Here is a 22,111-nt window from a genome sequence, read left to right on the forward strand (position 1 = left end):
CTACGCTTGCAGACTTGCGCTTCATCTCCCGCTTCAGTCTGATTTCATCGCTTCATGTCAGATCTCGAACGTCATTCCGTCATACGCCACTTCAATGCCGTGTTCGGTCAGGATGCGGCGCTCGGGGCCATCCTCGACGAGAATCGGATTGGTGTTGTTGATGTGAATGAGCACCTTGCGGGCATTGTGCGCGCCGAGCGAGTCCAGCACCTCGATCATGCCGCCGGGGCCGGACTGCTGCAGATGGCCCATGTCGGCCGCGGTCTTCTTCGAGAGACCCAGGCGGATCATTTCATCGGCGGTCCACAGCGTGCCGTCGACGAGCAGCAGATCGGCCTCGCGCATCGCCGCGAGCACATGCGCTTCGATTGCGCCGAGTCCGGGCGCGTAGAACACGCGCTTGCCGGTCTGCCGGTTCGTGATGACAAGTCCGATGTTGTCGCCGCGCTGGGGTGCGTTGCGATGCGGCGAATAGGGCGGCGCCTTGCTCGATAGCGGCAGCGCGTCGATCTGCACGCCGTTGAGCGCATCTACGGTCAGCGGCACGCCGTCGAGCGCGATACGCCGATGCTCGACGCCGCAATAGTGCGAGAGGATCGGCGCAACCGGAAAACCGCTGCACAAGTCTTGCCATACCGCATCGGTCGCATAGAGCGGCAGCGGCGTGTCGCGTTCGCGCAGCATCAGTAGGCCGGTCACGTGATCGATCTGCGCGTCGATAACCAGCACCGCGGCAATGCCGCTGTCGCGCGCGCGGCGAGCCGGCTGCAATTCCGGGTTGGCGGCGATCTGCGCGAGCAGATCGGGCGACGCGTTGACGAGCAGCCAGTCCTCGCCGTTCGCGCTCACCGCGATCGACGATTGCGTGCGGCGTGTTGCCTTTATCGTGCCGTGCCGCACGCCGTCGCAATTGCGGCAATTGCAGTTCCATTGCGGGAAACCGCCGCCCGCCGACGAGCCGAGTACCTTGATCTTCATGCCGCGCGGCGCAGAACGCGCCCCTCGTCGTGAGTGGTTGGGAGGAACATCATCGCGAGTGCTGCGGCAACGCGTTCGTGCAGCTTCGGGTCGCTCGCCAGGTGGCCGGCGCGCACGTATTCGACGCGTGCCGCGGGAACGGCACGCACGAGGCGTCGCAGATTGTCCGGCGGGCACACCGGATCACGCGAGCCATGCACGGCGACGAGCCGCACGCCTGCCGCGGCGGCGCCGCGCGCCAGCGAGAGCAGACGGGTGTCGCCGAGCCAGCAGCGATGCATGAGGTAGTGAGCCTGAATCCGGTACTTGCCGATCAGCTTGCGCGTGTCTTGACGCGAACTTCTTGCGGGCGAGCGTGAGCGGCGTGAGGTGGCACTGGCGAGCACGGCATTTTCATAGCCGCGCCATGCGAGCGCGAGTGCATGCTGTTGCGCCTGGTTCGCGTTTCCGCCGCGTTGCAACCGGGCATGGCAGCATGCCAGCAACGAAGCGGGCCGGTCGCACTGCGCGGCCGCACACAACTGCGCCCATGCGCGCGGCGCGCGTTTGCGCGCCGTGACGAACAACCCGCGAACCTCGCGCGAGGAAGTGAGAAACAGGCCACGCATCACCACGCCCGTCACAGACTGCGGATGCCGGCCGGCATAGGCGAGCGCGAGCGCGGCGCCCCATGAGCCGCCGAGCACGCCCCAGCGTTCGACGCCGAGCCGGACACGGATCGCTTCGATATCTTCGATCAGCCGGTCGGTGCGGTTATGGCGCACGCTGCCGTGCGGCGTCGAGGCGCCGGTGCCGCGCTGGTCGATCAGCACGACCCTGAAGCGCGTCAGATCGAAGAGCCGCAGTGCGCCAGGCTGACTGCCGCTGCCCGGACCGCCGTGCAGCACGACCACCGGCACGCCGTCAGCCGCACCGGCTACGGTGAACGACACGCGATGCCCATCGCGCGTACGCAGCGCGTCGACCGTCAGCGGCGCTTGTGGTGAAGCGTGCCGTGCCCCTGGCGTTGACCCGGAACTTGAGGCGCGCCGCATCATGGCAGCATCCTCGCCAGCAGATTGTCGCGGTCGATCAACTGATGCTTGAGCGCGCCCGCCACGTGCAGCACGATCAATACGATCAGCGCATAGCCGATCGCCTGATGAAGGCCGAAGAAGAGTTCGCGCAAACCTGCGTCGTCCCAGCCCCACTTCGGCAGCGGGAGACCCCAGAAGCGCGTCCCGTAGCGGTTGAACGACGAACCCAGATAGCCGCACACCGGCATCGCGACCATTGCCACGTATAAAAGGCCCTGCGTAGTGCGCGCGGCGGCGCGTTGCCACGGTCGCATCGGCGGCAAGGGCGGCCGGTTGAAGGCCACACGCGCCATGATGCGCAGAAGCACCAGCAGGAAAACCGTCAGTCCGACCGACTTGTGAAGGTTGAGCAGCGTCGCCTTGAGCGGCATCCCCTTCGGCAGTCCGACCATATAGAGTCCGAGCGCAAGCAGGCCGATGATGCCGAGAGCAATCAGCCAGTGCAGCGCGATCATTACGCCGGCATAGCGCGGCGCGGGCGCTTCGGCGCCCGGCGACAGGTGGGAAGAATGCGCTATCGTCATGCTGTCTCCTTCGTTATCCGGTGTTTCTGTCGAACACCGTTTGACGGGCTGTTTTGCGTGCCATCCGGTTCCGGCGACTAACTCACGACCAGTATTTCCCCTCGTCCGTCGACCGCGAGATCGCCCGCGTGGCGCGTCGGCAAACTCGCCGTGCGCCACTGCGAAAAAGGCGCGATTTCAATGGCGAGACTGCGCACGAGGAGCGCCCAGAACACGTCGAAACCGCGGCCGCCTTCGGTGAACGTCGGCGGCAAGTGCGCCGGCCGCTGGGCGAGCAGGAGCGTGCCGCGCCTCATACCGTACGCATAATGCGCGCCGAGTTGACCGCCGATACCAATGGTGCCCGCCACCAGTCGCGACGCGGCAAAATCGCCCGCGTTGCCGCCGACCAGCACGAGGCCGCGGCGCATGCGATCGGCAAGCCGTGCACCCGCGTTGCCATGAATCGTCAGCGTGCCGCCCGTCATGCCTTCCATGTCGCCGGCGAGCGCGCCGGCGGCGAAATCGCCGCTATGGCCGGTCACCGTCAGGCGGCCGCCGCGCATTTCGCACGCTGTGAAATGTCCGGCGTCGCCTTCGATGTGCAGCATGCCGCCCGCCATCTGGAAACCGCTGTAGTCGCCGGTCGAACCGTGAACGACGAGGTGCCCGTCCGTCATCCGTGCACCGACGCGGTCGAGCCACGGCTCTGCGTTCTCGAACACCAGGGTGGCGCCGGCGTGAGGCGCTTCTGAGACATCGGCGGCTTCATTGCGTGACACGTGGAATATATCGCCCACGATACACCTGTCGTTGCCCGCGGGCAGGACCATGCGCTCGATGTCCGCCACGCTCATCGCCGCGAGCGGCATCGGCAGCAGGGAGGAAGCGTCGACCCGGAAACCCGGCGGCGTTTTCACGCGCAGCGTTGTGCGTTGACTCATGCGCGGCTCCCGTCGAGGCCGGCTGCGAGGCTGTGAAGATGGAAGTGGTAAGGCCCCAGCTTGCCGCCGTAGTTGCCCGCCGAAATCCGCAGCAGGCCGGCCGCGCGTCCGAGCCCGGTGGCCGCGCCGATACCCGCGGTCATGGCGGCGCCCACGTCCGTACCCGTGAGCCCGTCGATCACGATTTCGAGCACGCTGCCGACTTCCGCGCTCAGTTCGCTGTGCGCCGAGAGACCCGTGAGCGTGGGGCAGAACGCGTCGTTGGTGGATGCGCTCGCGCCTTTGTATTTCGAGCCGACCTTCGAACCCGAGCGCACGACGCCGCCCGGGAACGGCATGATCACGTTCGGCAGCCTGCGCATGGCGGCGACCGCGGCCTCGGCGGCGGCGAGTGCGGCGTCGATATCGCGCGCCAGCAGAATCAGGTTGCCGCCGCCCACGGCTTTGACGGTGAGCGCAGTGTCTTCGCAGACGAACTCGCCGTCCATCACCGGCACGCGCCAGTAACGCGTGTCGCCGAGCATCTTCGAGATCTGCCAGCCGTCGCCGAAAAAGCGCAGACCACTGCCGAGCGACGCCCGGTCGGACAGCGGCGCGCGGCTCGTTTCGGCGTCGATGCCGCCGTACACAGCGGTGGTCGGGCAGGTGAGCACGCATTGCCCGACGCGCCGTTCGATCTGTTTGGCCAGTTCCTTCGACGAGACCGCGAACAGCAGTACCGTCACGCCCGGCCGGCCATCGGGCGTTTGCCCGGCCGGCAGCATGCGTTCGACGCCCGCTTCGCAGCCGCAGCCGATCACCGAGGTGGCGAAACCCGTCAGCGAGTTGGCGGCGTTCATCGCCCAGGCCGGCGTATGGGCGGTGATGACGAGCCGTGTTGCCTTCATCGGAAAGGCTTCCGCGAAGGTGGCGTCGATCGTGGTGCCGTTGATCTGCAGGGTCGCCGGTTCGCTCATTGTGTGCGCTTCGCCTTTGCTCAGCCGTTCGCGAGACATTCGACCGGCAGCAGTCTGCCGCCGCGGCAGCAGTTGCAGATCTCGTCGTCGCCGATTGCGGCATGCGCGAAGTTGTTCGCGAGATTGGCGTCGCCGTAGGCACGCAGCGTCTTCTCGATGCCCCGGTCGAAGTCGGGCGAAACGAAATGGATGCCGCCCGTGGGCGTGGCGACGAGCGTGCCGTCGCGCGCGACCAGTTCGCCGTCCTTGAACACATAAGCGGGCGACGTAAACATCCGCTCGCGGTCCGCGTCGTCGCGATAGACGGCAATGTCCGCCGCCGCGCCGACGCCCAGATGGCCCCGGTCGCGCAACCCGAGCAGGCGTGCCGGGCCGGCGCGCGTGATGATGGCGATTTCGTACAGCGAGAACTCGCGTTGCAACTGCGGCAACGCGCTCGCCACCTGTGCGTCGGCATTGAGCTTCGCGAGTTGCTCGCCGCGAAACGATTTGTCCATCAGCAGGCGGATCAGATGCGGATAGCTCGTGAACGGACCGCCGTTCGGATGATCGGTGGTCATCGCGACGCGCCACGGGTCGTCGATCAGCAGAAAGATCTCGAGGCCGATGATCCACTGCAACGCATTCACGTAGCTCTGCTCGCGATAGCGGAACGGCACCACGCCGCAGCCCGCGTCGCATTCGATATCGCCGATCACCCATTTGTGCGGACGCGCGAGCGGCGTGTTGCGGAACTGCATCATGGTGTCACCCGATGCGGTGACGGTCTGCCCGAAGATGATCTGTCCGACGTCGATCGACACGTTCGGCCGCGCGTTCACCGCTTCGGCGATCTGCCGCGCGCCCGACGAAAACTTTTGCGGACCCTCGGTGCCATAGCTATGAAACTGGATATGCGTGAGATGGATCGGCAGGCCGTCGGCGGCATCCATCGTGGCGATCGTCGAATCGATGTTGCCGGGCACGCCGAGATTGCTCGCATGCACATGTAGCGGATGCGGCACGCGCAGTTCGGTCAACGCGCGCGAGAGGGTGTGCAGCACCTCGCGCGGCGTGATGCCGTAATGCACGTGCGGCTCGTCCACGTTCAGCGAACGCTGGTTGAACTTGAACGCCGAGATGCCGCCGGGATTGACGACCTTCACGCCGAGCGCCTTGCTCGCATGAATCGTCCAGCCGATGTAGTCGCGCAGCCGCTCGAAGTCGTCGCGCGCGGCGAGCATCTGCAGGAACAGTTCGTCGTTGCCGAGCATCACGTACGCGCCGTGATCGATGATCGGCGTGTCGCCCATTTCGAGGTGCGTGTGGCGCGCGTTGGACGGCATCATGGCCGGTTCGAACGCGGCCGTGTAGCCCATTTCGGCGTAGCGGTAGCCGGTTGCGAGCGTGCCGGGCGTGCAGACTCCGCACGACGGCAGCCGCAGATAGCGGCCGTTCGCATCCTGCACCGATTCGTAGGCGGCGTCCCGCACACGGTCGTCGCGATGATCCTCGGGCAGCAGCAGGCGCGAAAGATTGGTCTTGCCGCCGCCGATATGCGAGTGCATGTCGATGCCGCCTGCCATCACGATCATGCCGGTGGCATCGTATTCATGGTCGGCCGGCGTACCGGCGGGCACGTCGACAATGCGGCCGTCGCGGATCGCCAGGTCGCGGCGCTCGCCGTTCACGCCGTTGGTGGGATCGAAGAGCGTGCCGCCCTTGAGCCGGATCAGACTCATGGCTGCACCTGTGCGGCGGGTTGGGCGTGGAGCCGCTCAGCCAGTCGCGATGCGATCGCCGCCACTGACGGCAGCGCCGCACCGCGTGCGGCAGCGAGCGGCATCACGACCGAGCCGTCGACGCGAAACAGATGTCCGCCGCTATCGATGCCAGGCGTGGCGACGGGAATGAACACGGTGGCGCCGCCACGCGATTTCGCGGCCTGCGCTAAAGCGGGATGGCCGAGCACGATCGCCGGTACGTCTTCGGCGAGCGCTTGCGGCCAGGCCGGCGGCGCGAAGCTGGCGACCCACAGCAAGGCATCGATCTCGCCCTCGGCGAGCAGTCGGGCCGTGCGGTAGCGATACGGATCGTAGTCGAGCGGCGCCGTGCCGGCGATGCGTGCGGGCGTGGAGACACGAGTACGGAGCGGCAGACCCGAAAGCCAGGTCACGGTCTGATTGACGGTCAGCGCGCCGTCGTCGCCGCCGAGCGCGAGACAGCCGGCGCGTACGGTGCGGTTGGCCGCCTTGACGATCCGGTTCAATGCTTCGATCAGCAGCGCGGCGTGCGGGCCGGGCAGCGCCGCAGGTTCGTAGACGAGCACGGTGTAGTGCGCGGCGGCGATGCGTGCTTGTAGCGTGGCAAGCGCTTCTGCTGCACCCGTGCTGTCGTCCTGCAATGCGCCAGGCTCACGGCCTTCGCTAAGTGCGGACCAGAGCGCGAGCGTGTCGAAAGGATCGGCGTCCGGCAGGAGCGCTTCGATTCGCGCATTCGCCAGGCTGCTCGCCGCCGGGTCAGGTGTGCAGCCGACGAACACCAGGTCGCGTTGCTGCTGCGTGCCTTCCAGCGTACGCGCGAAGAAACGCGGGTAACGCTGCGACGGCCGGCAGCCGAAAAACACCAGCAGGTCCGCACGTGAACGCACTTCGGACAGCGTCGTGAAGAACGACCCACGATCCTGTAATGGCAGCGTGGCCGCGCTCATCGCATCGCCGTGCAGATGATCGAGAATGGCGCCGCAGCCAGCGGCGAGCGTGTACAGCGCACGGGTGCCGGCAACGTCCGTGGTCAGCGAGCCGAACAACGGGCGGCGTGCCGAGGCAAGTATCCGCGCCGCGCTCGCCAGTGCGGTATCGAGATCCGCGTCTTGACCATCGACGCTGTTGCCGCACTGCGCATCCGCACTGCCATAGCATGCGAGCGCTTGCGCGAGGCGCGGGCATTCGGTATCGGGCACCGCGAGCGTGGCGTCTTCGCGCGACTCGACGACGAGGTCGTCGCATAGCAGCGGGCAGAACGGACAGATCCAATCGCGCGTAACCGGCGAGGCGGGCGCGCTGGTCGCGGCCGACGGGCTCGTGGACGATGGATCGATGGACGAGAGGTGCATGGCCGCACTTTTAGCAAGCTCCATGCCGATCCGGATGCATGGCGATGGCGCGGGTGTGCGGCGAATGGTGCGCCGCTCATGTGGCACTGCGCTTAAAGGGATCGATACGGCCGCCGTTTGCGCGATGCGCCGCATCTGCCCAGCCGAATCGGCGTCACGCCTGCCGGCTGCGCCGCACAGGTTGTGTGTCAATCTGGAGCAGAGTGTCACGAACTGCCACATCAGCTTGCCGTTCGTTTACATCCACACCCTCTCCGACGTTTGGCATGGAATTTGTATGGCTCGCCTATGTGGATTCGATGAGCGGCGCGCCGATCTGCCGATCATGCAGCGCGGACGCGACGAGCCACGCAGAAGCACCGCTGCGGGCCGCTGCCGCAACATCGTCGCGATGGCGAATGCCGCCCGCTCCGATCACGGCGGAATGCGCGGGAGCAACGGCACGAATGCGTTCGACCGTGGCGAGATCGGGGCCGTCGTAGCTGCCCACCTGATCGAGCGTCATTGCGATCACTCTTCGAGGCCACCACGCGGAGGTGCGCTCGAATGCGGTGGCGGTGAGTAGTTGGCCGGTGCGGTGGTCGAGCGAAAGGATCGGCGAGAGACCGGCGGCTTCGGCGGCGCGCAGCGCGTCGATGTCGCGCAGCGACTCGGTGCCGAATACGGGCACGAGGGTCGCGAGATCGTGCGGAGCAGGTTGGCTGTTGCTGTTGCGCTTGCAGGTTGCTTCGATGCGTTCGAACAGCGAATGCATCGAGGTGTAGTCGGCATAGCCCGCGTCGAGCCAGATGTCAGTGCCGGGCAGGGCGGCACGCAGTGCAGCGAGCGTCTCGACATGAGCGCCTTGCTGAAGGATCGCGCCGAGGTCGGCGATATAGAGCGTTCGTGCGCCGCTTGCCGCAAGCAGCGCACGGGCGATGTGAAGCGGCTCGCTGGTGGCGGCGAGCGACGAGCGGATGGGCCGATAGGCCGTTCGTTCGCCGCGCACCGCGCGCACCACGTGGCCGTCGAGCAGATCGAGAACCGGTATCACCTGCATAGGGGCGCGTTCCTTTGACCAAGATCTTTGTCTACGAGTATCTCACCGGCGGCGGCATCGACCCGGCACATGCCGGCGCGGCGAGTCTCGCCGACCTGAGCGCGCTGATAGTCGAAGGCCGGGTGATGCGCGACGCGCTGGTGAGCGACTTGCGTGAGCTCGACGGCGTGGACGTGAGCTTCGCGAGCTCGCGCTTCGAAACCGTCGACCCGGCGCTCGCTCATTGTAGGGCCGCGCAAGGCGAGTCCATGACGGCCTTCGTCGCACGGGTGGCGCGCGAGCACGATTACGCGTGGATCATCGCGCCGGAATGCGACGGCTTGCTGCTCCACCTATACGACGCGGTGGGCGCGGCGCGCTGGCTCGGCTGCGCGAAAGAAGCGATCCGCGTGGCGTCGAGCAAGAGCGCCACGGCGGCGTTGCTCGCGGCGCAGGGTATCGCCACGACGCCCGCGATCGAACCCGGACAGTCCGACGAACTGCCCGGCGAGCGTTGGGTCGTGAAACCGGACGACGGCGCGGGCGGCCTCGATACCTTCGTGTTCGACAATTTCGCCGACGCCTGCGCCGAATACGATGCACGCGCGGCTGCCGCGCGCAATCCGGTGCTGCAGGCCTGGGTCGACGGCGAGCCGCTCAGCCTTTCGCTGATCTGCCGTGCCGACGGTGTGGAACTCATCAGCATCAACCGGCAGCAAATCAGCTTGAGCGCAAACGACGCGTCGCAGCGGCAACCGCGCATTGTCGAATTCGACGGCGTGACGGTCAATCAGATCGATCTGGCCGGCGATCAGGGGCGCTTGCTTGGCGCGCTGGCACAGCGCGTCGCGAAGGCGATGCCGGGCTTGCGCGGCTTCGTCGGCATCGACGTGGTGTGGCATCCGCTGCGCGGGCCGGTCGTGATCGAGGTCAATCCGCGCCTGACCGTGGCGTATGCGGGCCTGTGCGGGGCGCCGGGCGGCGAACTCGCACGCACCCTGCTCGCGGCGCACGGGGTGCGCATCGGGCGATCCGGGCCGGCGGCGCGCAGCCGTGGCGCACAGTCTGCCTGTGGAGCCCAGCCGTGAGCACCGCGCGCGTCAAGCATGCAAGTCCCGCGACTCAGGATAGCGGGCCGGTGTTCGGCTGGGATGTGGGCGGCGCGCATGTGAAGGTGTCGATGGCCGATGCCGGCGGCACCGTGCTCGACATCGCGCAATGGGCGTGTCCGCTGTGGCAGGGGCTCGACCATCTGGAGCGAACCATCGACCTCGTCTTCGAGCGCTGGCCGCTCGCGCAGAGCCACGCCGCGCAACACGCGGTGACGATGACCGGCGAGATGGTCGACCTTTTCGAGGACCGCGCGCAAGGCGTGCGGGCGATCGCCGCCGCGCTGGCAGAGCGGCTCGGGCCGCGGCTCTGCTTCTACGCCGGCGACGCCGGCTGGCTCACGGCGCAGACCTGCGCGGCCGGCTGGCGCAGCGTCGCCTCGGCGAACTGGCTGGCGACCGCGCGCTGGGTGGCGACACGCGTGCCCGATGCGCTGCTCATCGACATCGGCAGCACGACCACCGACATCATTCCGCTCGCGGGCGGCCGTGTCGTCGCGCGCGCCGCGACCGATGCCGGGCGGCTCGCCACGGGCGAGCTCGTGTACCAGGGGGTGGTGCGCACGCCGTTGTGCGGTGTCGCGCAGCGCATCGAATTCGCCGGGACGGCCGTCAACGTGATGAACGAATGGTTTGCGACCACGGCGGACGTCTATCGGCTCACGGGTGAACTGGCGCCGCAGTACGACCTGTATCCGTGCGCCGACCAGGGGCCGAAGACGGAAAGCGCAAGCCGCACGCGGCTCGCGCGGATGATCGGCCGCGATGCTCATGAAACGGATCCCGCCGAATGGCGCCGGTTCGCGCTGCGCTGGCGCGAACTGCAACTGCGCGAAATCGGCGTCAATCTGGCGCGGGTGACGGCGGCGCACCCTGAACTCGCCGCCGCGCCGCTGGTGGGCGCAGGCTGCGGACGGTTTCTCGCGGCGGCGCTTGCGCGCGAAGAGGCGCGCGGCTACATCGATTTCGGCACGCTGGCGAGTGTGCCGGCGAGCCGGTCGGACCGGGCTGCGACGTGCGCGCCGAGTGTGGCGGTGGCGTTGCTGGCGGCAACGCGCTACGACGAAGCCGCTGATGAAAACTGTAGAGCGGCGTCGCGGGCGGCTTGACGCGAACGGACGCGGTGCAGCGCAGGTTGTCGCGCGAGGCGGCAAAGAGCGGTTGTTGGACGCGACGGAGCATGCAGACGGGCAGGTAATCGGGCGAACGAAGCGGGCAAACGGGCAATCGGGCAATCGGGCAATCGGGCAATCGGGCAATCGGGCAGGCGGGCAATCGGGCAGGCGGCAGGTCAATGCAGTTAATCGGAAACGAGGACAACGGTCATGTGGGTGGTCAAGATCGGGGGCAGCCTGAGTCACGAGCCGACGCTGCGCCACTGGCTCACCGAGCTATGCGAAGTGGGGGGCGGGCGCGTCGTCATCGTGCCCGGCGGCGGTGATTTCGCGGACAAGGTGCGGCAATACCAGAGCGAGTGGCGCTTCGACGATCTCGCCGCGCACAATATGTGTCTGCTCGCCATGACGCAATACGCGATTCTGATGCAAGGGGTCTTGCCTGAACTCGTACTCGCCTCGAGCGAGGCGAAGATCCGCCGCGCGCTGCGCGACGGCCATGTCGCCGTGTGGGTGCCGACCGCGTTGATGCGCGACACGCCGGACGCGATGAGCAACTGGGACACCACTTCCGACAGCCTCGCCGCGTGGCTCTCGACCATGCTCAACGCCGAGCGGCTGATCGTGGTGAAGTCATGTCCGATCGCCGAGGACGAGCGGCTCGAAACGCTGGCCGCCTCGGGCGTGGTCGACCGGTGTTTCGTCGACTATGTGAACGAGGCCAATTACGTGGTCGAACTGTTCAACAAGGACAATGTCGCGTTGATGCGCGACCGGCTGTTGAATACGCCGGTTAGCTAGCGTTTTGGAGCGTGCGTTGCATGTCGCCGGTTGTGCGGTGACATGTAATGGTATGCATGGGCAAGCATCAAAACCGCGCCGCGCCCGAGGCTCGCGCGTCCGCCGCCGCGACCGCGCCACTGACCTCGCCCGACGGACGGTGCAGCGCGGCGGCCCATTGCGCGACGCGCTGCGGATCGAGCCGCGAGCGCCGTCCATCGACACATAGCGCGGTGCGAAAACCCGCCACGTCCGGCGCGAGCGCACGGATCTGCTCGAACTGCGCCCAGCCGAGCGAGCCGGCAATGCCGCTCATCGCGCCGCGCTCGCGCGTGATCCGCAACCATTGGGCGAGCGTGTCGCCATCCACGTGGTCGAACAGCGTGCTGCCGTCCTTGCCGGCGGTATCGAACATCAGGCCCACGAAGCCGAGCGTGGCCGCGTAGGCAACCAGCTCGCCGTCCATCCCGCCGTCGCATAGCAGCACCGGCACGACCGCTGCCGGCAGGTTGGCCAGTTGTTCGAGGCAACGCCGTGCGGCCGGTCCGGGCGTCACGCCCACTTTTACATAATCGATGCCCGCGTCGCTCACTTCGATAACGCGTGTCGCGATCTCGTCGAGCGCATCCGCCGGTACATCGCCGATCGTGGCGCTGATAGGCTTGACCGGGTAATGGGCGCGCAGCCGGCGCGCGATCTGCGTGATGTCGCCGATCGACAAACCGCCGAGCGCACCCGCGTTCGGCTCCTTCAGGTCGATCAGTTCGGCGCCGGCCTGGGCGGCGTCGAACGCCTCCTCATCCGAGCGGACGCTCGCGAGCAATGCGGTCATCGATATTCTCCGAAAGACGGGAAAAACTAGTGGGACACGAGTTCGGCGGCCGAGCCGCCGGACGCTGCGAGATTCTCGCGGTGCCGCGCGATCGCGGCGGTGAGCCAGTTCCAGGCGGTGAGTTCGGCCTCGCCCGCCGTTTTGTCGATGGCGATCTGCAGGTAGGCCATTTCCCGGTCCACCTTGTCGGCGGGCAGCATGAACAGCCGGCTGACGAGAATCGCGCCTTCCACCACCGCCGCCTGGGCGCGGTTAAAGCCGCCGAACGGCGCATGGTTTTCGCGGTGCACGCATTTCATGCGCAGCACCGGGCGCTCCTTGTCGTCGCGCAGGTCGTCGAGTTCGAGTTCCGCATGCGCGAGCGATTCGGCGAGCCTGACGCTCGCCACGCGGCTCGCCGCGAGCGTGGGCCAATCGGTTGCGTAATGCGTAACGCAGCCGGCAAAGATACGGACGTCCGTGGTGAAGTTCAGCACCGCTGCGCGCGACGCCGCGATATTGTCGAGCGTCACGGACGGACGAAAAGGCGAGAGGATGACGAAGTCGCCCTCGTAACGCGCTCCCATTGGCGCGATGTGAGGACGGCCATCGCACGCTGCCGTGGTGACGATCGTTTCGTGGATCATGGCTGGGAACGCGTGACCTGGCAGCGCCGAAAGGCCGGCCGTCTAGCTAGGGATTACACAGCAATCCGCAGAAGGGCCGCGTCTCGCGGCCCGTGCGGGCTTAACGCGTAGCGATATACATCGTGATTTCGAAACCAAAACGCATATCGGTGTAGCTCGGAGTGGTCCATTGCATACGTGTTTCCTCCAGGTATTGATACAGCGTTGCGCCGTCGGCCCGGCGTGATGCCGGACTTCATTGGCGTGGGTTACTACGCAAGCTCCATGCCGGGTATTCGGCGACACGGCGTGGATAGCGCACTGACGCGCCGCAATACAGCGTTTGCCGAATTGCGCCGGCGCGGCCACCGGGCGCGCGGCACGATGCGGTTGCACCGCGCACTGTTCCGGGAATGCAGCAAAGTGTTCCATGACGGGCGAAGGCAGCCGCTTCTGTCACGCGATGCTTGCAATTCCCATGCAGATCATTGTCTACCGATCGAAAGCGCACGTGTTGAAAATTCGCTTCGTGAACTGCGTTTTCGTGATCCGCGTTTCGGTGAACGATAACGGATCGGTTAAGTCTGCCAAATAAAATCGTGAATTCTCAATGACTGCGTTCATGCCTACAGTGCACACAAGCGCTTCGTTCTTCCGGCAGCGCGCCTGTTCACTCTCGAGGATACGTCATGAACGATTTCAGTCAACCGGTGATCGATTCCATACACAAGCCGCGCGACGCGGGGAACCCTCGCGAACGGTACGCCGCGGGCGTGATGAAGTACCGCGAGATGGGCTACTGGCAGCCCGATTACACGCCCAAAGATACCGACGTGATCGCGCTCTTTCGCATCACGCCGCAGCCCGGCGTCGATCCGGAGGAGGCGGCGGCGGCCGTGGCCGGCGAATCGTCGACGGCAACCTGGACCGTGGTGTGGACTGACCGGCTGACCGCGTGCGACATGTACCGCGCGAAAGCCTATCGGGTCGATCCGGTGCCGGCCTCGAACGCAGGCGAACCGCAATATTTCGCGTACATCGCCTATGAACTGGATTTGTTCGAAGAAGGGTCGGTCGCCAACCTGACGGCGTCGATCATCGGCAACGTGTTCGGCTTCAAACCGCTCAAGGCGCTGCGTCTCGAAGACATGCGCATACCTGTTGCTTATCTGAAGACCTTCCAGGGGCCGCCGACCGGAATCGTCGTCGAGCGTGAACGGCTCGACAAGTACGGACGGCCGCTGCTCGGCGCGACCGTCAAGCCGAAACTGGGTTTGTCGGGCAAGAACTATGGCCGCGTCGTGTACGAAGGATTGCGCGGCGGGCTGGATTTTCTGAAGGACGACGAGAACATCAACTCGCAGGCGTTCATGCACTGGCGCGACCGTTTTCTGTTTGCGATGGAAGCGGTGAATCGCGCGCAGGCGGAGACGGGCGAGGTCAAGGGCCACTACCTGAACGTGACGGCCGGCACGATGGAGGACATGTATGAGCGCGCCGAATTCGCGAAGGAACTGGGTTCATGCATCGTGATGATCGATCTGGTGATCGGCTGGACCGCGATTCAGTCGATGGCGCGCTGGGCCCGCAGGAACGACATGATTCTGCATCTGCATCGCGCCGGGCACAGCACCTATACACGGCAGCGCAACCACGGCATTTCGTTTCGCGTGATCGCGAAGTGGCTGCGCATGGCGGGCGTCGATCACGCGCATGCGGGCACGGCGGTGGGCAAACTCGAAGGCGATCCGCTTTCGGTGCAAGGCTATTACAACGTGTGCCGCGAATCGCACAACGAGGTCGACCTGTCGCGCGGGATTTTCTTCGACCAGCCGTGGGCCGGTCTGCGCAAAGTGATGCCGGTGGCCTCAGGCGGCATTCACGCGGGACAGATGCATCAACTGCTCGATCTGTTCGGCGACGACGCGATCCTGCAGTTCGGCGGGGGCACGATCGGCCACCCGGCCGGTATCCAGGCGGGCGCGGTGGCGAATCGCGTCGCGCTCGAAGCGATGGTGAAGGCGCGCAACGAGGGCCGCGACATCGTTCACGAAGGGCCGGACATTCTCGAAGCCGCGGCACGCTGGTGCACGCCGCTCAAGCAGGCGCTCGATACGTGGCGGGACGTGACCTTCAACTACGCGTCCACCGACACGCCGGATTTCGCCGCCACGCCGACCGCGGCGTGAGCGGCGGGCATTCAGGATTTTCAGGGCGGGTTCGACCGCAGTGCAGCCGCACTGCGCGGGAGACTGCTGGCGCCGTTCCGAACGCTGCATTCATCAACGAGGTACGTCATGCGTATTACACAGGGCACGTTTTCCTTCCTGCCGGAATTGACCGACGAGGAGATCCGTTTGCAGATCGACTACGCGCTGAGCCAGGGCTGGGCCTGCTCGGTCGAATACACCGACGACCCGCATCCGCGCAACACGTATTGGGAAATGTGGGGCCTGCCGATGTTTGACCTGCGCGATGCGGCCGGCGTGTTGCAGGAAGTGAAGGCGTGCCGCGCGGCGCAGCCGCAGCACTACATCAAGGTCAACGCGTTCGACTCGGTGCGCGGCTTCGAGACGATGCGCCTGTCGTTTATCGTCAACCGTCCGGACGAAGAGCCGGGCTTCCGCCTGACGCGTCAGGACGGACCGGGACGCGTGCAGCGCTACGGGTTGTCGGGCTACGCGGGCGACCGGCCGTCGGGCGAACGATACGGAGCGGCGCGCTAAAAGGGGAGCCCGCAATGCGAGGCTCGATGAATGCCACAAGCAGAGGGAGAGGCCATGACCGAAGCTGCCGCCATAGACGCGAACGCGCTGTGTTCTGACGGGCGAGACGCTGCCGCGTTACAGGACAGCCAGGACAGCCGCGCGCAAGCGCCGCAGGTCGATCTCGCCGCGCTCTATCGCGACTCCGGCATCGGCGACGTGCTCGCCGAACTCGACCGCGATCTGGTCGGGCTCGCCCCGGTGAAAACCCGCATTCGCGAGATCGCGGCGCATCTGCTCGTTGAGCGCGCGCGCGATTCGCTCGGTCTCGCGGGCGGCGCGCCTACCCTGCATATGTGTTTCTCGGGCAATCCCGGCACGGGCAAGACCACGGTCGCGCTGCGCATGGCGGAAGTGCTGCACCGGCTCGGCTACATTCGCCGCAATCATCTGGTGTCGGTCACGCGCGACGACCTGGTCGGCCAGTACATTGGCCACACCGCGCCGAAAACGCGCGATGTGCTGAAACGCGCGATGGGCGGCGTGCTTTTCATCGACGAAGCCTATTACCTGTATCGCCCGGAAAACGAACGCGATTACGGTCAGGAAGCAATCGAGATCCTGCTGCAGACCATGGAAAACCAGCGTGACGATCTGGTGGTGATTCTGGCCGGTTACGCCGCGCGCATGGAAGTGTTCTTCGAAAGCAATCCGGGCTTTCGCTCGCGCATTGCGCATCACATCACGTTTCCCGACTACGACGGCGCGGAACTGCTCGACATCGCCGAGCGTATGCTCGCGACGATGCATTACCGCTTCGACGCCGACTCGCGGCGCGCTTTCGCCGACTATCTCGCGCTGCGCACCAGGCAGGCGAATTTCGCCAACGCCCGCTCGGTGCGCAATGCGCTCGATCGCTCGCGGCTGCGCCAGGCCAACCGTCTTTTCGCCACGGCGATGCAGGGCGGCGCGCCGATCGACGCGGCCGCGCTCACGCTGATCGCCGCCGCCGACGTTCGCGCGAGCCGCGTGTTCACTGAATCTGAAGCGCTCGCGGCGAACGCCGGGGCGCCTGCGTCCTCGCATGCAACGCGCGCCGTGCCGGCGCCGCCAGGCTGAACGAAAACAATCCTCAGGAGATCGCCATGCAAGACGGACGTACGACCCTTTCGAAGTTTCTGATCGACACCCTCGACCGCCAGCCCTGTTCGACGGAAACGGCGCGCAACGCCGGCCTCTCGGCGCTTCTGATCGATGTCGCCGCCGCGATCAAGTCGATCTCCGCGATGCTCACCAAAGGCGCGCTCGGCGGCAACTACGGCTCCGCGCAGAGCATCAACACGCACGGCGAGGAACAGAAGAAGCTCGACGTCGCGACCAATGAAATCTTCGTGCAGCAATGCGAATGGGACGGACTGCTCGCCGCGATGGTGTCCGAGGAAATGGAGAGCGTCTATGCGATCCCGCCGGGCTATCCGCGCGGCGACTATCTGCTTGCCTTCGATCCGCTCGACGGTTCGTCGAATATCGACATCAACGGCGTGGTGGGGTCGATCTTTTCGGTGCTGCGCAATGGCGATGGAAATGGAAATGGAAACGGCAGCGATCCGCGCGGCACAGTCCGCGAGTCCGCGTTTCTGCGGCCGGGCTGCGAGCAGGTGGCCGCGGGCTACGCCGTCTATGGCCCATCGACCATGCTCGTGCTCTCGGTAGGCAACGGTACGCATGGTTTTACGCTTGAGCGCGAGATCGGCAATTTCGTGCTCACTCATTCGAACATCCGCATTCCCGAAGACACCGTCGAGTTCGCGATCAACGCGTCGAACGAACGCTTCTGGGAACCGCCGGTGCGCCGCTATGTGCAGGAATGCAAGGACGGGCGCAGCGGCTGCCGTGCGAGCGACTTCAATATGCGCTGGATCGCGTCGATGGTCGCCGAGGTTCATCGCATCCTGATGCGCGGCGGTGTGTTCATGTACCCGCGCGACTCGAAGACGCCGGCGATGGAAGGGCGCCTGCGGCTCCTCTATGAAGCCAACCCGATGAGCTTTCTCGTCGAACAGGCGGGTGGTCTTTCGATCACCGGGCGCGAGCGGATTCTCGAGGTCGTGCCGCGCGCGCTGCATGGACGCGTGCCGGTGATCCTCGGCTCGAAGCACGAGGTGGAGCGTATCGGCCGCTATCACGGCGAATACGACCGTGGCGAAGATCAGCCCTTCACCTCGCCGCTTTTCAGCAGGCGCTCGCTGTTCCTGCCGGGTTTCACGGCCTAGCCGCCGGAAAGCCCGGGTTCGCGAAAGGCATCCGATCAGAACACCACTATCCGGAGACAAGCGCATGTCAGTCAAACACCCGATCATCGCGGTGACCGGTTCGAGCGGCGCCGGCACCACAACCGTGATGAAGAGCTTTACCCATATTTTCCGGCGCGAAAAAATCAACGCGCAGATCGTGGAAGGCGACGCTTTTCATCGTTATGACCGCAACGGCATGCGCGAGGCCATGAAGCAGCACGAGCGGGATGGCGCACCGAATTTCAGCCATTTCGGACCGGAAGCGAATCTGCTCGAAGAACTTGAGACCCTGTTCGCCAGTTATGGCGAGAACGGCAACGGCAGGCTGCGCCACTACGTTCATGACGAAGGCGAAACGCGGCTCTACAAGCAGGATGCCGGAACCTTCACGCCGTGGGAGGAGGTGACGCCCGACACCGACCTGATGTTCTATGAAGGCCTGCACGGCGCAGCCGTGACCGACGATATCGACATTGCGCGACACGCGGATCTGCTGATCGGCGTCGTGCCGATCATCAATCTCGAATGGATTCAGAAACTGCATCGCGACCAGACCATGCGTGGCTACTCGCACGAGGCCGTGGTCGATACGATCCTGCGGCGTATGCCGGACTACGTGAACTACATTTGCCCGCAATTCTCGCGCACGCATGTGAACTTCCAGCGCGTGCCGACCGTGGATACGTCGAATCCGTTTATCGCCCGTGAGATTCCGCAGCCGGACGAGAGCTTCGTGGTGATCCGTTTTGCGCGCCCGAAGGGGATCGACTTCCAGTATCTGCTGACCATGCTGCACGATTCGTTCATGTCGCGCCCGAATGTGATCGTCGTGCCGGGCGGCAAGATGGGTCTCGCGATGCAGCTGATTTTCACGCCGATGATTCTGCAACTGATCGACCGGCGGGCGCGCGCCTGACGCTGCGCAACACGGTTTATCCATTTCGTGCAAGGAGAGGTTCGATGAGTGCCGTCGCAGAATCCGTCGCAACACCCGCGACCCGGCTGATGGCCGACGCGCTGCGCATGCTCGCGATCGACGCGGTCGAAGCCGCGAAGTCCGGTCATCCGGGCATGCCGCTCGGCATGGCCGAGATTGCGGTCGCGCTGTGGGACCGGCATCTGAAACACAATCCGCGCAATCCCGCGTGGCCCGATCGTGACCGCTTCGTGCTGTCGAACGGGCACGGCTCGATGCTGTTGTATGGCCTGCTGCATCTCACCGGCTACGACCTGCCGATCGACGAACTCAGGCGCTTCAGGCAATTGCACAGCAGGACGCCGGGGCATCCCGAGGTGGGCGTGACCCCCGGCGTTGAAACGACCACCGGACCGCTCGGTCAGGGGCTCGCCAATGCGGTCGGCATGGCGCTCGCCGAGGCGCTGCTCGCACGCGAATTCAACCGGCCGGGCCATTCGATCGTCGATCACCGCACGTATGTATTCGTCGGCGACGGCTGCATGATGGAAGGCATTTCGCACGAGGCGGCTTCGCTTGCCGGCACGTTGAAGCTCGACAAGCTCACAGTGCTGTACGACGACAATGGCATCTCGATCGACGGCCACGTCTCGCAGTGGTTCAGCGACGACACGCCCGCGCGTTTTGCGGCCTACGGCTGGCATGTCGTACGCGAGGTGGACGGACATGACGTGGACACGGTCGATCGGGCTCTCTCGCGCGCACGCGCAGCCGGCCGGCCGACGCTGATCTGCTGCCGCACGGTGATCGGCAAAGGCTCGCCGTCGAAAGCGGGCACGCACGACGTGCACGGTGCGCCGCTCGGGGCCGACGAAGTCGCGAACACGCGGCGCGCGCTCGGCTGGCCGCATGCGCCGTTCGCTATGTCGGCCGAGGTTCGCACGCTGTGGGATGCGAGCGAACGTGGCGCGGCCGCTGAAGCCGACTGGAACACGCGTTTCGAAGCGTATCGCAAGCACTATCCGCATGAAGCCGCCGAGTTCGAGCGCAGGACACAAGGCACGCTGCCCGCGCAGTGGCGTGACACGGTCCGCGCGATGGTGCGCGACGCGGACCACGCGGCCGAATCGATCGCGACCCGCAAGGCCTCGCAGCAGGCGATCGCCGTAGCGGCTCGCGCGTTGCCGGAACTGCTGGGCGGTTCGGCCGACCTGACCGGCTCGAACCTCACCAACTGGAAAATGTCGGTCGATGTTCATGCCGACGACAGCGGCCTGCAAGGCGGCAACTATCTGCACTACGGCGTGCGCGAATTCGGCATGAGCGCGGTGATGAACGGTATTGCGCTGCATCGCGGGCATATTCCGTTCGGCGGCACCTTCCTCACGTTCTCCGACTACTCGCGCAGCGCGTTGCGCATGGCCGCGTTGATGAAGATCCGTTCGATTTTCGTGTTCACGCATGACTCGATCGGCCTTGGCGAAGACGGGCCGACGCATCAGTCGGTGGAGCACGCGGCGAGCTTGCGGCTCATTCCCGGGCTCGACGTCTGGCGTCCGTGCGACACGGTCGAGACCGCGCGCGCATGGGCGAGCGCAGTGGAACGCTATGGGCCGTCGTGCCTGCTGCTGAGCCGCCAGAATCTGCCGTTCGCCGCACGTAGCGCTGAACAGATCGACGCGATCGAGCGCGGCGGCTATGTGTTGCGTGACTGGCCTGCGGAACGGGCGCAAACGCGGGTCGTGCTGATCGCCACCGGCTCGGAAGTCTCGCTCGCGCTCGATGCCGTCGCGCCGCTCGCGCAAGCCGGTATCGCCGCGCGGGTCGTGTCGATGCCATCCACCAGCGTATTCGACCGCCAGCCCGCCGCATGGCGCGACGCGGTGCTGCCGCCGCGCGTGCCGCGCGTCGCGGTCGAAGCGGGCGTGTGCGCGTTCTGGCGGCAATACGTGGGCCTCGAAGGCGGCGTGGTGGGCATCGATACGTTCGGCGAATCCGCCCCCGCCGCCGCGCTGTTCGAACATTTCGGTCTGACTGCGCGCGCGGTGGTGGACGAAGCCCGCCGTGTCGCGCAACTCGCGCGATAAACCCGAACACGCGGCACGCACTGCGCGCCACGATCTGATCCGATTTCGAGGAGTTTGCGATGGCCTTCATAGCACTGCGGCAACTATTGGACCACGCGGCCGAGCACGGCTACGCCGTGCCCGCCTTCAACGTCAACAACATGGAGCAGATCCACGCGATCATGCAGGCCGCCGAGGCGACCTCGAGCCCGGTGATCCTGCAGGCGTCGGCGGGCGCGCGCAAGTATGCGGGCGAGCCGTATCTGCGCCATCTCGTGCTCGCGGCGCTCGAAGCGCATCCGGATATCCCGCTCGTGCTGCACCAGGATCACGGCGCGAGCCCGGCGGTGTGTCAACAGGCGATCCGCTCGGGCTTCACGTCGGTGATGATGGACGGCTCCTTGCTGCCCGACCAGAAGACGCCCGCCGCGTACGAGTACAACGTCGATGTGAGTCGCCGGGTTGTCGAGGCGGCGCACGCAGTGGGCGTTTCCGTGGAAGGCGAACTGGGCTGTCTCGGCTCACTCGAAACCGGCACGGCGGGTGAAGAGGACGGCGTCGGCGCCGAAGGCCAGCTCTCGCGCGACGATCTGCTCACCGATCCGCGCGAGGCGCAGATTTTCGTGGAGGCGACCGGCGTCGACGCGTTGGCGATTGCAATCGGCACGTCGCATGGCGCGTACAAATTCAGCCGTCAGCCGACCGGCGATATTCTGGCCATCGACCGGATCGTCGAAATTCATGAGCGGATTCCGAACACGCATCTCGTGATGCACGGTTCGTCTTCGGTGCCGCAGGAGTGGCTCGCGGTGATCCGCGAATACGGCGGCGAGATTCCCACCACGTATGGCGTGCCCGTCGAGGAAATCCAGCGCGGCATTGCGCATGGCGTGCGCAAGGTCAATATCGACACCGACATCCGGCTCGCGATGAGCGGCGCGATGCGCAAGTCGATGGCGAATGCACGCGCCGAGTTCGACCCGCGCGCCGCGTTGAAGGCGGCGACGGCGGCGGCGAGCGCGATCTGCGTCGAACGGTTCGAGGCGTTCGGCTGCGCGGGCCAGGCGTCGCGCATCAAGCCGCTGCCGCTCGATGCGATGGCGCGCCGTTACCACTGAAC

At 65.9% G+C, this 22,111-nt stretch carries 21 protein-coding genes; 10 read left to right on the plus strand and 11 right to left on the minus strand.

Features of this window, described 5'->3' with window-relative positions; genetic code table 11:
* Positions 1-57: 57 nt before the first annotated feature.
* The 8 genes from pqqB to PDMSB3_RS23005 form a co-directional block, all read right to left on the minus strand.
* A complete protein-coding gene (gene pqqB / locus PDMSB3_RS22970) occupies positions 58-978 on the minus strand; it encodes a pyrroloquinoline quinone biosynthesis protein PqqB (RefSeq protein ID WP_165187824.1) in 921 nt (306 codons plus the stop codon).
* Complete coding sequence (locus tag PDMSB3_RS22975) at positions 975-2,015, minus strand: alpha/beta fold hydrolase (protein ID WP_007176303.1); 1,041 nt, start codon at positions 2,013-2,015, stop codon at positions 975-977. The genes pqqB and PDMSB3_RS22975 overlap by 4 nt, the downstream gene beginning before the upstream one ends.
* Positions 2,012-2,578 (minus strand): cytochrome b, encoded by a 567-nt coding sequence (locus tag PDMSB3_RS22980; protein WP_007176304.1) that lies wholly within the window; start codon positions 2,576-2,578, stop codon positions 2,012-2,014. Before PDMSB3_RS22980 ends, PDMSB3_RS22975 begins: the two co-directional genes overlap by 4 nt.
* A 77-nt stretch (positions 2,579-2,655) precedes the next feature.
* Positions 2,656-3,501 carry a formylmethanofuran dehydrogenase subunit C gene (locus tag PDMSB3_RS22985; protein ID WP_007176305.1) on the minus strand — a complete coding sequence of 282 codons (846 nt, stop codon included), beginning with the start codon at positions 3,499-3,501 and terminating at the stop codon, positions 2,656-2,658.
* Positions 3,498-4,457 (minus strand): formylmethanofuran--tetrahydromethanopterin N-formyltransferase, encoded by a 960-nt coding sequence (gene fhcD, locus PDMSB3_RS22990; protein WP_165187826.1) that lies wholly within the window; start codon positions 4,455-4,457, stop codon positions 3,498-3,500. Before fhcD ends, PDMSB3_RS22985 begins: the two co-directional genes overlap by 4 nt.
* A 20-nt stretch (positions 4,458-4,477) precedes the next feature.
* Positions 4,478-6,178 carry a formylmethanofuran dehydrogenase subunit A gene (locus PDMSB3_RS22995; RefSeq protein ID WP_165187828.1) on the minus strand — a complete coding sequence of 567 codons (1,701 nt, stop codon included), beginning with the start codon at positions 6,176-6,178 and terminating at the stop codon, positions 4,478-4,480.
* Complete coding sequence (locus PDMSB3_RS23000) at positions 6,175-7,551, minus strand: molybdopterin-binding domain-containing protein (RefSeq protein ID WP_035516465.1); 1,377 nt, start codon at positions 7,549-7,551, stop codon at positions 6,175-6,177. The genes PDMSB3_RS22995 and PDMSB3_RS23000 overlap by 4 nt, the downstream gene beginning before the upstream one ends.
* 286 nt (positions 7,552-7,837) lie before the next feature.
* The gene (locus PDMSB3_RS23005) at positions 7,838-8,590 is read right to left on the minus strand and encodes a HisA/HisF-related TIM barrel protein (protein ID WP_007176309.1); all 753 of its coding nucleotides are present in this window, start codon (positions 8,588-8,590) and stop codon (positions 7,838-7,840) included.
* 14 nt (positions 8,591-8,604) lie between these two features.
* On the opposite strand from PDMSB3_RS23005, the gene PDMSB3_RS23010 reads away from it, so the two are divergent.
* The 3 genes from PDMSB3_RS23010 (at position 8,605) to PDMSB3_RS23020 (ending at position 11,594) form a co-directional block, all read left to right on the plus strand.
* A complete protein-coding gene (locus PDMSB3_RS23010) occupies positions 8,605-9,657 on the plus strand; it encodes an ATP-grasp domain-containing protein (protein ID WP_165187830.1) in 1,053 nt (350 codons plus the stop codon).
* The gene (locus PDMSB3_RS23015) at positions 9,654-10,787 is read left to right on the plus strand and encodes a hydantoinase/oxoprolinase family protein (RefSeq protein ID WP_165187832.1); all 1,134 of its coding nucleotides are present in this window, start codon (positions 9,654-9,656) and stop codon (positions 10,785-10,787) included. Before PDMSB3_RS23010 ends, PDMSB3_RS23015 begins: the two co-directional genes overlap by 4 nt.
* 216 nt (positions 10,788-11,003) lie before the next feature.
* A complete protein-coding gene (locus PDMSB3_RS23020) occupies positions 11,004-11,594 on the plus strand; it encodes an amino acid kinase family protein (protein ID WP_007176312.1) in 591 nt (196 codons plus the stop codon).
* A gap of 67 nt (positions 11,595-11,661) precedes the next feature.
* Here PDMSB3_RS23020 and PDMSB3_RS23025 read toward each other — a convergent pair whose 3' ends face one another.
* The 3 genes from PDMSB3_RS23025 to pqqA all read right to left on the minus strand — a co-directional run bounded on the left by PDMSB3_RS23025 (position 11,662) and on the right by pqqA (position 13,206).
* Positions 11,662-12,405, minus strand: a complete 744-nt coding sequence (locus PDMSB3_RS23025) for a (5-formylfuran-3-yl)methyl phosphate synthase (protein WP_007176313.1) — start codon at positions 12,403-12,405, stop codon at positions 11,662-11,664.
* A 26-nt stretch (positions 12,406-12,431) separates the two neighbouring features.
* Positions 12,432-13,031 carry a DUF447 domain-containing protein gene (locus PDMSB3_RS23030; protein ID WP_007176314.1) on the minus strand — a complete coding sequence of 200 codons (600 nt, stop codon included), beginning with the start codon at positions 13,029-13,031 and terminating at the stop codon, positions 12,432-12,434.
* A 100-nt stretch (positions 13,032-13,131) separates the two neighbouring features.
* Complete coding sequence (gene pqqA / locus PDMSB3_RS38205) at positions 13,132-13,206, minus strand: pyrroloquinoline quinone precursor peptide PqqA (protein ID WP_013342881.1); 75 nt, start codon at positions 13,204-13,206, stop codon at positions 13,132-13,134.
* Positions 13,207-13,699: 493 nt separating this feature from the next.
* On the opposite strand from pqqA, the gene PDMSB3_RS23040 reads away from it, so the two are divergent.
* The 7 genes from PDMSB3_RS23040 (at position 13,700) to fba (ending at position 22,109) form a co-directional block, all read left to right on the plus strand.
* Complete coding sequence (locus PDMSB3_RS23040; RefSeq protein ID WP_007176316.1) at positions 13,700-15,199, plus strand: form I ribulose bisphosphate carboxylase large subunit; 1,500 nt, start codon at positions 13,700-13,702, stop codon at positions 15,197-15,199.
* A 108-nt stretch (positions 15,200-15,307) separates the two neighbouring features.
* Positions 15,308-15,736 (plus strand): ribulose bisphosphate carboxylase small subunit, encoded by a 429-nt coding sequence (locus PDMSB3_RS23045; RefSeq protein ID WP_007176317.1) that lies wholly within the window; start codon positions 15,308-15,310, stop codon positions 15,734-15,736.
* Positions 15,737-15,790: 54 nt separating this feature from the next.
* The gene (gene cbbX / locus PDMSB3_RS23050; protein ID WP_197740270.1) at positions 15,791-16,834 is read left to right on the plus strand and encodes a CbbX protein; all 1,044 of its coding nucleotides are present in this window, start codon (positions 15,791-15,793) and stop codon (positions 16,832-16,834) included.
* Between the two features lie 26 nt (positions 16,835-16,860).
* Complete coding sequence (locus PDMSB3_RS23055) at positions 16,861-17,988, plus strand: class 1 fructose-bisphosphatase (RefSeq protein ID WP_007176319.1); 1,128 nt, start codon at positions 16,861-16,863, stop codon at positions 17,986-17,988.
* Positions 17,989-18,052: 64 nt separating this feature from the next.
* The gene (locus PDMSB3_RS23060) at positions 18,053-18,925 is read left to right on the plus strand and encodes a phosphoribulokinase (RefSeq protein WP_007176320.1); all 873 of its coding nucleotides are present in this window, start codon (positions 18,053-18,055) and stop codon (positions 18,923-18,925) included.
* A 44-nt stretch (positions 18,926-18,969) separates the two neighbouring features.
* A complete protein-coding gene (gene tkt / locus PDMSB3_RS23065; RefSeq protein ID WP_165187834.1) occupies positions 18,970-21,012 on the plus strand; it encodes a transketolase in 2,043 nt (680 codons plus the stop codon).
* Between the two features lie 59 nt (positions 21,013-21,071).
* A complete protein-coding gene (gene fba, locus PDMSB3_RS23070; RefSeq protein WP_007176322.1) occupies positions 21,072-22,109 on the plus strand; it encodes a class II fructose-bisphosphate aldolase in 1,038 nt (345 codons plus the stop codon).
* Positions 22,110-22,111 lie beyond the last annotated feature (2 nt).

It is taken from the genome of Paraburkholderia dioscoreae (assembly GCF_902459535.1).
GTDB classification, from domain to species: domain Bacteria; phylum Pseudomonadota; class Gammaproteobacteria; order Burkholderiales; family Burkholderiaceae; genus Paraburkholderia; species Paraburkholderia dioscoreae.